Annotated in this window: 3 protein-coding genes; all 3 read right to left on the reverse strand. The window is 45.9% G+C overall.

What is annotated here, in order from left to right; all coding sequences use genetic code 11:
- Positions 1-7: 7 nt before the first annotated feature.
- The gene (locus BA1_RS08200; protein WP_008357658.1) at positions 8-10,144 is read right to left on the reverse strand and encodes a non-ribosomal peptide synthetase; all 10,137 of its coding nucleotides are present in this window, start codon (positions 10,142-10,144) and stop codon (positions 8-10) included.
- Positions 10,145-10,206: 62 nt separating this feature from the next.
- The gene (locus BA1_RS08205) at positions 10,207-14,040 is read right to left on the reverse strand and encodes a non-ribosomal peptide synthetase (RefSeq protein ID WP_008357659.1); all 3,834 of its coding nucleotides are present in this window, start codon (positions 14,038-14,040) and stop codon (positions 10,207-10,209) included.
- 45 nt (positions 14,041-14,085) lie between these two features.
- On the reverse strand, positions 14,086-15,548 hold a 1,463-nt coding region (locus BA1_RS08210), incomplete at its 5' end, for a condensation domain-containing protein (RefSeq protein WP_008357662.1).

Below are 15,548 nucleotides of genomic sequence, written 5' to 3' on the forward strand. Positions count from 1 at the left end.
TCTCCTCCTACATCCAATCCAAAATCTGAATCTTGCTTTTTTCAGTCCAAACGCCGACATCCCCTGTCGGATAGAGGAATTCGCCTGTTTGATGTTTGAATGGATGCGGAATTTTATGCGTCTCCATCCAATCGGCAAGCTCCCCACAAAGTGCTTTAATCTCCTTTGCACCGATAAAAATATCCCCAGGAAATCCTACCGGCATGAGCTGATGCTCTTCATTCAGGATAAATATTTCTGTTTCATAGGCAGGATCATTTACTCCTGCATAGACCTCTGCTTGGTCTGGATACAGCACGCTGACTTGTGCGTTTTGCGCCCAGTCACTGATCATCCGTTCTTTTTCTTCATTTGTCACAATCGTGAAGGAAGAGAGCGGTGTATTCACTTGTTCTGTCATGGCCTCAAGTGTGTGAATCAGCTGCTGCATCAGCGTTTGTATTTGCTTTTCTGTATATTGATTTAAGTGATATGTGACCCGAAGCTCAAGCGTATCTCCAGGCACTGCAACAAGGGTTAAGTCATAGTTCGTTTCTTCATGACTTGCAATGTCTAAAATGCGTACACCATACGGTTCAATGGATTCAATCGGATAGTTTTCAAACACGACAATGCTGTGAAACAAAGCTTCTCCATTCGGAATCTTGGTCATCTGCTGAATATCTGGCAGTACAGTATACTCGAATTCTCTTATGTGAAAAACAGTTTCCTGCGTATAGGCCAGCAATTGCGCAATGGTCTTGTCTGAAGTGATCGGCAAACGGAGCGGCAATGTGTTAATAAAGAGACCTGTCATGCTTTCCACTTCTGGTAAGTCCGCTGGCCGGCCTGATACTGTCACGCCGAATATGACTTCCTCTGATCCTGAATGAAGATGCAGGAGCAGCCCCCACGCTGACTGAATCAGTGTGCTCAACGTGACCTTCTGCGTGCCAGTCATTTCTTCCAGCTTCTGCTGCATCTGCGGCGTTAGTTTCACGCTCACCTGCGTAGTGCCTGCTCTTTGATCCGAAGCATGCTCACCGTCTCCAGGCAGCGGTGTTGCTTCCTCTACGCCTGACATATAACGCTGCCAGAACTCTTGCGCCTTCTCTTGATCCTGCTTGTGCAGCCATTCAATAAAATCTTTATATGGGCGGACAGCAGGAAGGCGAATCTCTCGTTCGTCCACAAGAGAGCGATACAATGCAAAGGATTCTTCTATAAAGCTGAACAAGCTCCAGCCATCTATTAAAATGTGATGAAAGCTAAAGACAAACGTGCTTTTTTTCTCATCACAATGGAATAAAGCAATACGAATGAGTGGTTCATCAATATGTTCTAAATTGAAATCCTTTGAACGATCAGATTCTAGAAATTGTTCGATTGTCTCTTGCTGCTCCAAATCACTCAGGTGGCGCACATCGTACTGAGTGAGGTGAATGCTTCCTTCTGATTGAATGAACTGGACAGGCTCCTTTAGCCCTTCCCAAGCGAATTTTGTTCTCAAAATGGAATGACGCTCTACAAGCAGATTCCAAGCTTGTTCATAGGCATCGCCGTTAGTTAAGCCTTCGAGCGTCATATGCACCTGACCAAAATAAGCTTGTGATGCTTGATCCAGCAGTGCATGAAACAGCATCCCTTGCTGCATTGGAGACAGCGGATACACATCTACCACATTGTCTGGAAGCTCATCTACTTGCTTTTGCGTGAGCTGAGCCATAGGAAAATCAGATGGCGTAAAACCGCCTTTCGTTTCTACACAATGCGTCAGAATATCCTCCATTCTCTCTTTGAATCGTTCAGGTAACAGGCGCACCTTTTCTTGTTGGAGCAATTCACGATTGATCATAAAATTCATCTGAAGCTGACCATGTATCACGTACCCATACACATCAATTAAATGCTGTCTTTCTGCCTTCGGATCGTGTACATGCCCATTTCGCTCGTCTGCTATATATAGCTTTGCATCGCCATCTGTCTGATCTAACTGACCGAGGTAATTAAAGCTTATCTGCGGCGCTGCCGTTTTCAGCAGACGAGGCTCTGTCATGTATTGAAGCAAGCCATAGCCAATTCCCTTTTGCGGCACAGCTCTCAAGGTTTCTTTGACGTCTTTGATTTGTCTTTCAACATCGGTTTGAATAAAAGGAATAAAAATAGGATAAGAGCTCGTAAACCAGCCGACTGTCCGTGACAAATCCATCTGTTCAAATAAATCCTCGCGTCCATGCCCTTCTAACGTAATAAGCACCGGCTGTCCAACGGCTTGTACAAGTCCTGATAACAGCAAATCATTTATCTCTGTCCGGTACGCTTGTGATGCCTGTCTTAGTAAAATATCTGTTTGTTCCTTTGTGAGCTGAACAGACAGAATCTCTGCATGTTCTTCTATGTTAGAAAGCGCAGGCGGTTGAAAAGGAGAGCCCACTTCCTCTTGATCTGTGATCTTTTGCCAAAAAGAGGCCTGCTCTTGTAATTGCTCTGTTTGTGCATATTCATATAGCGCATCTGCCCACTGCTTATAGGAGGCGGTTTTCTTTGCAAGGACCACGTCCTGCCCCGCAGCAAGCTGCTTCAGTCCATTTAATATATCTTCTTGTATGATGCGCCATGAAATTCCATCCATGACGAGATGGTGTGCAGCAATGAAAAGCTCTGACGTGTCATGACTTGTGTGAAAAAGAATGGCTTTGATCACTTCTCCACGCTCTAAGGACAATGTACCTTGACAAGCCTCTGTCTCTAAACGAATTTGTTCAACCGCTTCCTCCTGAGAGACATTCGTCAAATCAAAGCATGTGATGTACGGGAGGATGCCCGGCTCACGAATTGTTTGTATCCACGTTCCATCTGCCTCTTTTGTATACACCACTCTCAGCATATCGTGATGATCGAAAAGCTTTGAGAGAACCTGTGTCAACTGCTTTAGCGTCACTGACTGCTTGAATTCAATATGTGCCGATAGATTCCAATAATCTTGGTTGGTCATGGATTGCTCAAAGAACCAAGATTGGATCGGGAGCAGACGAACCTCTCCTGTCACAGGTGACTGATCATAGGACACGGAGACATCTGCCTGTTTCATCGCCTTGGCAAGCTGCGAGATGGTCTGTTTTTCAAAAACATCTCTCGGCTGGATGACGTAGCCTTCCTGTGCTAAGCGCGCCACCATTTGTATGACAATAATAGAATCTCCGCCAAGCTCAAAGTAGTTATCATGGACGCCGATAGAAGGAGCACCGAGCAGTTGAGACCATACTTTTTCTAGCACTCGTTCTTCTTCAGTGACTGCTCTGTCAGTTGTTGTTTCTACTTCTTCCTGTCTCCACTCCGGCGGCGGGAGACGCTTTTGATCTACCTTCCCGTTTGGCGTAAGCGGCAGTTCGCAAAGCTCCATCAATAGGCTTGGCACCATATAATCTGGCAGTATATCTTTTAGGTTTTGGCGAATGTCCTGCGGGGTCATGTCACCTTTTTGGACAAAATAACCGATCAACCGCTTATGACCACTCTCGTGCTGATGCGGGATAACGGCACATTCTGTGATGTCATCAAATGTCAGCATAGCGGCTTCAATTTCTCCACATTCGACGCGGTGTCCACGAATTTTCACTTGATGATCCATTCTTCCAAGGCAGTCAATGAGGCCATTTGACAGCCAGCGGCCCATATCGCCTGTTTTATATAAACGCGCTCCTTCTTGGAAAGGATGCGGGATAAATGATTGCGCTGTTTTTTCTTCATCTCCAAGGTAACCGAGTGCAAGCCCTGTTCCGCCAACGTAGATCTCACCGATGACGCCTTGCGGGACTGGTTGCAGCTGGTCGTCTAATATATAAGCCTGTGAATAAGCTATTGGCCGTCCAATGGGGACCGTCGCCTGCCCTTCATCCAATGCTCGAATATGATGCACACAGGAGAACGTCGTATTCTCCGTCGGTCCATAACCGTTTAAAAGCCCTTCAGGCAAATACGGCAGTGCTTTTCGGATATGTGCGGCTGATAATGCATCTCCGCCGACCAATAATGCATGAAATCCAGATAAGGCTTCTGGATGCTCTTCTGTTAAACGGTTGAACAGCGGCACAGTCAGGAAACCTGTTGTAATCTGATAAGCTTTCAGCGTATCTGCCAGTGCGTCCATTGATAAAATCGTATTTCGATCTGTGAGTATGAGCCTACCCCCGTTTAAAAGCGCTCCCCATATTTCATACGTAAAGGCATCAAAAGAGAAGCTGGCGATTTGTAAAATTCGTGTATGTTCATCAAGGGTGACATAGTCCGTTTCACATACAAGCCGGATGACCGCTTGATGCGGAATGAGGACCCCTTTTGGCTGTCCAGTCGACCCCGATGTGTAATTGATATAAGCAAGTCCATCAGGGCTTAGTGCAGCAGGCATGACCTCTGCTTCTGGTAAAAATTCTTCATACCCCTGATCCAGACAAATGAGTTCAGTTTGATTGATGGACACCTTTTTCAGCCATTCATTTTTTGTCAGCAAAAGTTTAATGCCTGTATCCCTCAGCATATAGTCAATGCGTGTATCTGGATATTCAGGATCAATCGGCACGTAAGCCCCGCCTGCTTTCACAATTGCAAGCACCCCAACAATCATTTCGGGCGATCTGTCGATGAGCAGTCCGACTGGTTCATGCGGCGTGACGCCTCGCTGCTGCAAATAAGCGGCAAGTCGGTCGACTTTCTTTTGTAATTCACGATACGTCCACTGCTCTCGCTGGAATTCAAGAGCCACTGCATGAGGTGTCTTTTTCACTTGCGCTTCAAATCGTTCCGTCATGAGAAGCGGGCCTTTTGGTTGATCTGTTTTTCCACTCCATTCATAGAGCAATTGATGCTTTTCTTTCTCTGGGAGGAAATTCAGTTGTTTGATCGGCTGCGCTGGATTCTCACAAATCCTTTCGAGCAGGTGCTCGTAGTATGTGAGGAATCGCTCCATCGTGTCATCAGAGAATAAGTCCGCATGATACTCAAGCTTTAACTGGAGACCTTCAGCGCCTTCAAAAACAAACAAGGATAGATCAAATTTGGCTGTATCATGATCTTCAATGGCTAAAACCGATGTTGCCTCTCCCATTGGAGAAGCTTCCAGCGGTAAGTTTTGCAGAACGAACATGACCTGAAACAGCGGCTGCTTACTGGCATCACGTGCAATATTCAGTTCATCGACCACCATATCAAACGGCACATCCTGATGCGCATAAGCGCCGACTGTCGTCTCCTTCACTCGCTCTAATAGTTCTGTAAAAGCTGGATTCCCGCTATGGTCGATCCGAAGTGCCAATGTATTCACAAAAAACCCTATTAAATGCTCGATTTCCGCTCGATTTCTCCCAGCAATCACCGAGCCAATGACAAACTCATCCTGTGAAGACAACCGATGTAAAAGCGTAGAGAAGGCTGACAGCAAAGTCATATAGAGTGTGCTGTCTGTTTTCTTGGATAGGGCTACAATCTGTTCAGACAGCGACGTCGACAACTGATACGTTTTCGTTTTTCCTTTATAGGATTGAACGGCCGGCCGCGGATGATCATACGGTAAGACCAACTCTTCAACAGGTGTAGCAAATTGCTCCTTCCAATAGGAAAGCTGCTTATCGAGCGGCTCTCCTGTCAAATACTCTTTCTGCCATAATGCGTAATCTGCATATTGAATCGGCAGCGGCGGCAGGTGAGGCTCTCTTCCTTCGATGGCCGCTGTGTACCACTCGGATAATTCTCTTGCGACAATACCAATCGACCAGCCATCTGACACGATATGGTGGATGGACATGAGCAGCAAATGATCTGCGTGTGAAAGCCGAATCAGCTTCACTCGAAAGAGCGCTCCACGTTCTAGTTGAAAAGGGGTAGATGCCTCTTTTTTCGCCCATTCAGCCGCTTTTTGTTCTTTTTCTTCCTGCGATTCCAGGTCTGATACATCTATCACTTCAAGCGCTGGAAGGGTCATATGGTCATGAATGATTTGCACCGGTTCATCCCCGCTCATTGCAAAGGATGTTCTGAGCGATTCATGTCTTTCCACCATTTGATGCAGGCTGTCCTGAAGCACCTTTATATCTAAAGGTCCGTTCATTCGAAAAGAAATCGTATTATTGTAAAATGGCAGATCGGGCTCTAATTGATAGAGAAACCACTGTCTTTGCTGGGCATAAGACATCGGAATCTCCTGACCCTTTTCCATTTTTCTCATCGGAATTGCTTCATCTGCTTTCGCATGTGAATCGATCCAGTCCGCTAATTCTCCAAGTCTCGTATGTTCAAAAAGAACTGCAAGCGACACGTCAAAACCGGTTCTTTGTCTCACTGCAGACAGCATTTGCGTTGCCTTCAGCGAATGACCTCCTAGTAGAAAGAAATGATCACCGCAGCTGATATCTGAGACATCGAGCAGCTCTGCCCAAATATGTGCGAGCAGTTTCTCTGTCTCTGTTTGAGGTGCTCTGTTCTCTGAATCTAGTCCGCTTTCTTCTATTAATTCATGAAAATACGCCTCGTCCGGCATGCCATCTTCTGTTTCTTTCCAATATTCTTCAGGATACAGATGCACCGTGTATTCACCAGACAGCCGGGACTGTAAGCAGGTATGAATTGATTGATACAGTCGTTCTTCAACCGCATTTGTTTGATCGGTTTTGAAAAAGACATAAATGGCTTGTTCTGTTTGCATCTCCGCATCCACCATCTCTTGAATCTCTTTCTTTGACCGGTCTAATCCCGTATAAATGAGCGGAGCATCTGTCATCAGACATGCCAATATCGTTCGGAAGCCTGCCTGTTTGGACATCGAAAGATAACCTCTTTCTTTTAAAATGCCTTTGATCATGGAGCCTTCGCTCATTCCGACCTCGTCCCACATGCTGAAACTAAAGCAATACGGCTTCACTGTAGACGTCATCTTCTGATAATGAGCAAATTGTTCAACGAACTCATTCGCCGCACAATAGGCGCCGACCGTCATTCCGCCCTTTAATGTACGTGCTGACGAGCTGGAAAGGAATAAGACGTTCTGCCGTTTGGAGGCAGCCTCATGAAGCGCAATCGTTCCATATACCTTCGCTTCGTACATTTTATTTAGCGACACAGACGTCATATCAGCAAGCAGCTCTTCTTGAATAATGCCTGCGAAATGGATGATGCCATCCAGCCTTTGATCTCGAGTGACCTCATGTCTTGAGATGGCGGCTTCAATCTCTTTTGCATCGGTGATGTTCGTTTTCTCATAAAGAACCGTGCCGCCATAGACTTTTGCCTGTTCCTTCAGTAAAGACAGGGTCTCTTGCTGCTCTGCAGATAAAGCCTCTTGCTCTTTTCTACCAAGCAATACGAGATGTGCTTGATAGGTTGTGAGCAGATGTTCACTAAGCATACGCCCAATTCCGCCAAGCCCGCCTGTGATCACATAGAGCCCAGATGCTTCAAATGGCGGCTTCTTCACCCTCTGTTCCTTTTCCAAATGAAGAGGGGTTAAAAGGGGAATATAACGAACACCTTCACGATAAGCAGTCACATGACTGTCTTTGTCATGTGTGAGTTCTGCCATAATCGCTGATGCATGAGAATGACTTGATGCCGATTCTGTCAGAGAAAAATCAAGACATTGCACTTGAATAAACGGCCATTCATGCTGAACCGCTGTCAACAGCCCGGCTGTCGTTGCCTTTTCTACATCATGTGTATGATCTTCAGGCAAATTCATTGCATGAGCTGAGACAAAGGTGATGGCCACAGGTTCCTCATAGACGGAAATCGCTTTTGTTAAAAATAATGCACTCATGCTGCCCGTTTTCTGCGCTTGTTTCGCCTTGGCCACATGAAGCTTGTCTTCTTGGTTTGTATAGTTCCAAAGGTGAATGATGTGTTTCACCGAAACGCCATACGAACGGAGCGTCTCAAAGAGTTGTTCGTAGTCAGACGGCCGATTCGGGTGGATGATGAAGTGTGTGTGTGTGAGTTGTTTGAATGTTTGACCCGGTTCAACCGTAATAGATGCTTGTTCGCTGTTTGAAAGAGATCTCAATTGATCTGCCAGCCCTAATGTGTCTGCAAAGATCACCATGTCGCCTATTGTTTGCTTGTCAGCTGCTGCATCAAGCGGAGCAGGTGTCCACTGCTTTTGATAACTCCAATCAGGCAAGGTATGCTCATTTTCAAGCCTTATGTCCATTTCCTTGATGATTTCATCGAATTCGCCTTCCTGCCATCGCGTCTTCAGCTGCGCCCTTTCTATTTTTCCAGAGCTTGTTTTTGGAAAGGCATGCTTCTGGACAGGAATGATACGCGCTGTAGACAAACCCATTTTTGTCGCAATATGGGATTTGATGTGCTGGCTTGCCCTCATAATATAAGACGGCTCATACAGCTTCGGTGTAAAAAAGAGAATCAGTTCATCGGATGCAGAAGCCTCCATTCGAGCGGAGCAGGCAGCCACAAAGCTCGTTTCTACGCCTGGTACTTCCTCTGCTATGGCTTCAATTTCATAGTTGTGATAATTTTTCCCGTTGATGATGATCATGTCTTTTTCTCTACCGGTTAATGTCAGCCTTCCTTCGTGAAGGAAACCTAAATCCCCCGTATGAAACCAGCCATCCGCTTGAAATACTTCTTCATTCGCTTCGTCATTTTGGTAATAGCCCTTCATTGTGGTTGGCCCTTTTATTTGCACGCAACCAATATGATCTTCTGGAAGAAGCTCGTGCTGATGGTTGACGATGCGGATGGTGATGCCTGGAATCGGTCTTCCGAGCTCTGTAAAGCTGACGGTTCCTGTCTCACGTGCCTCCGCCGGCCTCAACTGCTCTGTCAGCGAAGTTTCTTCAAAGGTTAATACCCCGCTGTTTTCATCTCCCCGCTCAATCGCAAAGGAAAAGACAACCGCTGATGAGATTTCGGACATGCCGAAAGCCGGCCTGATGACATCTCCCTTTAAACCATGCGGAGCAAGCAGATGTAAAAATCGGTGAATGGTTTTTGGTACGACCGCCTCTGCCCCATTGATCATGCAGGTCATGGCAGAAAGATCCCAAGATCCTGAAGAAATCTCTTTCTCATAATCATTGATCATTGCAAATGCGAAGTTAGGTGCCCATGTCTTCGTTGCACGGTAGCGGTCCATCCAGTCCAGCCAGCGCAGCGGCTGAGCGATAAAATCATCTGTTCTCGCCCGTACCTGCTCGCACCCTGTGTACACATTGACAAGGTGGAACATCACGATACCGCCAATATGATCTAAAGGCATCCAGTCTAACGAAACATCCTCTTGTGTAAATTGATTGGCTGCCACCGTGCCTTTGACATTCGCAAGCACACTTCTATGGGAATGCTCTACGCACTTTGGCATCCCTGTGCTTCCAGACGTTAAGATAAAGAAGACGGAATCATCTGGCGCGGCAGGATGAGCCCTTGTATCCCGTTCTAAAGAAAGCATCGGTTCGACTGCCGCGACACGCAATTGATCTGTGTTCCACAATAAAGCTAATCCTTGCACCTCGTCGATCAGTGAGTCATCTGTTAGGATGAGCGGATGCTCTAGCAGCTTCCAAGCATGATGAAGCTTCTTCACTGCCGCATTCATCTCTCGATAGGTGGGAGCAGCGGATACAAGTGTTGGAACAAATCCGCCTAATACACATGCCCAAAAGGCAGTGACCATAGCATGATTCGATGAAAATTGGAAGAAAACAGGATCGCCTGCCTCAAGACCCAGTGCCCTTAAACCAGTCAAAACCCGCTCGGCGTCTTCCTGTAACTGCGCATAGGATTGCGTGAGTTCGTTCTCACTGTTCACAATATACGTAAGCCCATTTGACGTTTTTGCCGCCTCTGTTAAGACTTCCTGTAAGGTCTGTGCACCTCTTGTAACATCTAAATCTCCTCCATAAGAAAGGGCGGGCGGCATGTCTGCCAAAGCAGGCTCAGCCGTTTGCGTCTGTATAGATTCAGCTGCGGCCTCCTGCTCAATATGCTTGTCGAGAAATAAATGAGAGAGGTGATATGGCCGCGGTCGAATGGTTTTTTCACGTGAAAAAACAGCGAAGCGTTCGATTTCGTTGGTTTGTAATATGGCTGTCTTTACATCTTGTAAAATAGCATCCATTGATTCATGTACACTCGTTTGGTTAATGGTTGATGGTTTCATATGAGTTCCTTTCCTTTTTTGTTAGGCAGGAGTACAAGACTGCATCCTGCCTAATCTAAAGTTTACAAGACTGGTTCTCTATTTTTTTGATTCAGTATCTTTTTTATCAGCTGTGCATTTTGGGCTGCACATTCTTTGTTTTTGAACATATCAGCATGTCGACCGCAGCCTTGATACTGGCTAAAAGCACCGGTCGTCGCATGTTCCCAGCCCTCCATCCAGTCCGGAATCGAGATTTGTTCTTCAGATTGGATGAATGCAATATCTGCCTGTATCGCTCCTTGATTCACCCCCTTCACAAACGTTTCATAGTAGGCACGCGTCTTTTGTGCAAGCGCTTCTTGGACAAGCTCGCTTTGAGCAAGTTCACTTTGTTTCGACTGATGGACAATCGCTTCTATATCGTCATCAATGCTCCGCCCCTCTAAATTACTTTCTCCAATTTTCTTATAGGAATCGATCATGATAACCTTCTCGACTGTCCTCCCTGCTTGTTCAAGCGCTTGAACAAGCTCAAAGGCAAGGTAACATCCGCCAGAGTACCCCATCAAAGTCAGCGGCCCTTCTGGTTGAAGCTGCTGAATATGCTGAACGTACTGCGCTATTCGTTGATCCGTTTCAATAAAATCAAAGGCGATCAAACGAACATCATCAAGCGTTTTTGCTGCTTCCTGATAAATAAAGCCATAGCCTGGTAATGGTGGGAGAGCAAAGACCGTAGATGATTGAGATTCATTGAATACAAGATAGCCAGCAGCTTCTTGGTCCTGCTGTTGAATGAAACGACTGAGCGCTTCTATCGTTGGTGTCTCAAACAGCAAGTGAATAGGCACCTGAACCCCGAACTCTTTTGACACTTTAGACAAAAGAGACATGGCTTTTAATGAATGTCCGCCAAGCTCAAAGAAATGATCGTCCGTGCTAATATCATCTCGTTCCAGTACTTCCCGCCACATGACCAGCAGCTTTTGTTCTACTTCATTTACCGGCAGTTTCACATGGCGGTTTCCTTGCGGCGCCTCTGGCTTTGGCAGCTTGCGTTTATCAATTTTTCCATTTGGCGTGAGCGGGAGGTTCTCTAGCACCGTCAGCTTATGAGGCAGCATATAAGCCGGTAAACGCTCTTTCAGCCCTGATTCGATCTCATCGAGCTTGCCCTTCCATTCATCATCACATGTGATATAAGCAAACAGCCTTGTATGATTGGTTTCATCCTGATCCGCAATAAGTGCAGCCTGTTTGACACCTGGATGCAGGAGGAGATGGGCTTCAATTTCTGTCAGTTCAATTCGGTGTCCGCGAATTTTCACCTGATCATCAACTCTGCCTGCATACTCAATGAGACCGTCTTCTCGAAAATAAGCTAAATCTCCCGTGCGATACAGCCGCTCGCCCGCAGCGAATGGATGAGCGATAAAGGCTTGTTTCGTCAGATCAGGCCGATTCACATATCCTTTCGCCAGCCCTTTGCCGCTCAGACAAAGCTCGCCAACCATGCCAATCGGCTGAAGCTGTCCTTGCTTGCTTAATATATAAGCACCCGTCTGATTGAGCGGCTTTCCAATTGGAATTGAACGTGCCTCTGCCGGAATGGCTTCATCTATAGGATAATAGGTCGCAAAGATGGTCGATTCGGTTGGACCGTAAACATTGATTAATCTGCCTTTCCCCATCACATCAAAGGCTTTTCTCACATGCCGGACTGATGCCCGCTCTCCTCCAAACAGCACCTTACGCACACCGCGCATCCAGTCTGTTCCTTCATCAACAAGAAGGTGGAATAAAGCCGTTGGAACAAACATGACAGAGATATTTTCTCCCCTAATCAGCCTGGTCAGCTCGTGCATGTCTAAAATGGTGTCTTTTTTCGGCAGGACTAGCTTTGCTCCATTCAAAAGCGCGCCATATACATCAAATGTAAAGCCATCAAATACGCTATTTGATAACGACAGCAATGTATCTGTTTCTGAAATGGTTAAGTAGTTCGTATTTTTGACCACTCGGGCAATATTTGAATGGGTCGTCATGATACCTTTTGGCTGTCCGGTTGTGCCAGAGGTATACATGATGTATGCTGTGTCATCTAAGCCAGCTTCAAGCGGCAGATTCTCTGAGCTCATCAGTGAAATTTCCTGATCATCTACAAAAAGATACGTACCATTAAACGCGAGCGCCTTCGTTTGACTGATAAAGGATGAATGAGTGAGAAGATGCGTCGCTCCGCTGTCTCTCAGCATATATTGGATGCGGCTTTCTGGATAATCAGGATCAATTGGCACATAGGTTGCGCCTGCTTTTAAAACGGCAAGCAAGCTCACAATGAGTTCAGGCGTGCGCTCTGCTAAAATGGCGATAACCGTTTGATGTTTGGTTCCGTGTTTTTGCAAATGCCTTGCCAGACGGTTCGCCTGTTCGTTCAGCTCCGCATAGGTCATTGTGTGATTCTCTGCTGATAATGCCACCGCATTCGGCTGTTTGCGGACATTATGCTCAAACCACTTAGACAAATAGAGCTGATCATGTTCAAGCTCAGGTGCATTCCAGTCCTCAAGAATCCGCTGCTTTTCCCGTTTCGTCACAAGTGTGAGTGTGTGAACTGATTGATCGGGATGCTCGATGGCCTCTTTGATCAACAGAATCAGCTGCTCCTTTAATCGATGAACAAATGCAGGATTAAATGCACGTTGGTTAAAGGCCAGCTTCAACTGCAATTGTTCCCCGGGCGATGCAAGCAAATTGAGATCATAGTTCGATTTTTCATATACCTTCATTTCTTCTACGGTAAAGCCTAACAGCGACTCTTGCTCGTCTTTTTTAGCAGCGGGGACATTTTCAAACACCACAATATGATCAATGAGCTGCCGCTGACCTGTCTTGGCCTGGATATCATATATTGGGATATATTGGTGCGGTTCAGCTGCTAAAGACTGCTGCTGCGTCTCTGATAATAGAGAACGGAACGTCATTTGGTCTGTCAGCTGAATTCTTCTTGGAATGACATTGATAAACAATCCCACCATCCGATCCACACCAGCCAAATCTGCCGGACGTCCTGACACAATCGTTCCAAACAAAACATCATTTGACCGCTGATACCTGCTCAATAAAATGGACCAAACCGATTGAAGCGCACTGCTTAACGTGGCATTTTGCTGCAAGGCTAACTCTGATAAAGCAGCCGTTTCTTCTCTACTCATGGACCATTCGATTTCGCCTAATTCATGCTCATTTGTTTGCTTTCGCTGTTCTTTAAAGGTTGTTTGTCCATCAAACCCGGCTAACGATTGCGTCCAATATTCAAGTGATGCTTGTTTATCTTGTTTTTCCAGCCATTGAATATATTCTTTATATGGCTTAACTGGCTGCAGCTTGTAAGGCGTACCATGCAAAAGCCCATGATAAATCGCAAATAACTCCTGCACGACAAGGCCAAAACACCAGCCATCTAGAAGGATATGGTGATAGCTCCATATCCAGCGATAGCTTGAAGGGCCCGTTTGAAAAACGGATGCCCGCATGAGCAGATCCTTCGAGAGATCAAATCCTCTTAGCTGATCCTGTTCTTTAAAGCGCTCAATACGCTCAAGCTGTTCACTTTCAGAAAGGTTCTGTATGTCCACAACATCAAGCTGGAAAGGTCGTTTTTTCAAGACAACTTGGACAGGACGCTTCACTTTTTCGTGGAGGAACACGGTACGAAAAATATCGTACCGTTCCACGATGATATTCATGCTTTTCTCAAGCAAGTCATGGCGAAGTGTGCCCTTCACGTTCATATCCATTTGTTCTACATAAAAGCCCTTTTCTTGATGGTGGAGGGTATGAAACAGCATTCCTTCTTGCATTGGCGACAGGTAGTACATATCTTGAACTTGATCCCTTTTAAATTGACTCATCTATTCCATTCCTCCTTTCCCTTTTTCATGACTGATCTAGTGGTGTTAGGTCAATTTCTCCTCAAGCATGTCAAAGATTTCATCCATTTCATCCATTTCAAGATCCGCAGCAGAGAAATCACTTGGCGTAAATTCCCGCTCGTGAAGTGCTAAGCAATGGGTGATGATGGACCTAATTTTCTCCTTCAACAATGCGATGAACTGCTGTATCGTTTGTTCTTCGTATTCACTTGCACAATAGGAACATGACAGAATGAATTGGTTGTGTTGAACAAGCCCGCTAATGTTCAGCTTATAAACAGCTTCTGATTCAGGGCTTGCTTGTCGGCCCATATCATAGGTTGACGGCCCAAAGAGTTCTGTCGCGACTTCCTGATCAATCTGCCCCAAATAGTTCAAGCTGATTTCAGGGTGTACGTGTTTGGCCGACGGATCAGATGCTGTCATGTATTTTAAAATACCGTAGCCAATTCCTTTATTTGGGACACGCCGCAGCATCTCTTTCGTTCCTTTAATAGCATCTGCTATTGTCTGATTCGGCTTCGCTTCAAGAACGACTGGATACATGCTCGTAAACCAGCCAACCGTGCGGGATACATCTAACCCTGATAAAATATCCTCTCTTCCATGACCTTCGAGCTGCACGTGTACATGAGATTGCCCTGTCCATTCCTGAACGGCAAGCCCAAGAGCACACAGAAGAATATCATTCATTTCTGTTGTGTACGGAAGATGAGTATCGGTCAACAAATGCTCGGTTTCTGCTTCTGTCAGCTGCATTTTAACCGCTCTCGTATCGGTGACTTTTCTTTCTTTCACTTCATGGTCAACAGGTAAAGTGATAAATGGCATGCTCTCAATCTCTGCCCAATACTCCTTTTGACTTTTGAGCGGCTGTGACTGTGCGTATCGTTCAATCGCTTCTGCCCATTCTTTGAAGGAGTGGGTTTTTGGCGGCAGAACCAGCGCTTCTCCTTGTTCTGCCTGATGATAAAGAGTCATAAAGTCCTCTAGTAAAATCCGGCATGAAACACCGTCAATGACAAGATGGTGCGTGACCATGAGTAAGTGATCACCTTGTTCTGTATGGAAACAAATCACTTTCATCAATGGACCTTTTTCGAGATTCAGCTGACGCTGATACTCATTGGCATATGTGGAGATGGCCTTTTTCACGTCCTTCTCTTTTGAAACATCACAAGAAATAATCGACATCGGTTCTGTGAGCTCCCGCTGATTATATTGCAGGATGTCACCATGCTCTTGTCTGTACACCATGCGCAGTGCATCGTGATGTGAAAACAGTTTTTGCAGGACTTGTTCTGTGATCGCCAAGTCAAATCCTTTCGGCGCATGAAGCATCATCGAGAGATTCCAATGGTGTTGATTTTCGAACCTCCGTTCAAAGAACCAGCGCTGAATCGGTGTTAAAATGACTTCCCCTTCGACCGGTGATTGATCCGCTGTGAGAAGATCGGCTTCTTCGATATATGGGCGAAGCTCCGCAA

The organism is Bacillus xiamenensis, from assembly GCF_000300535.1.
Taxonomy (GTDB): domain Bacteria; phylum Bacillota; class Bacilli; order Bacillales; family Bacillaceae; genus Bacillus; species Bacillus xiamenensis.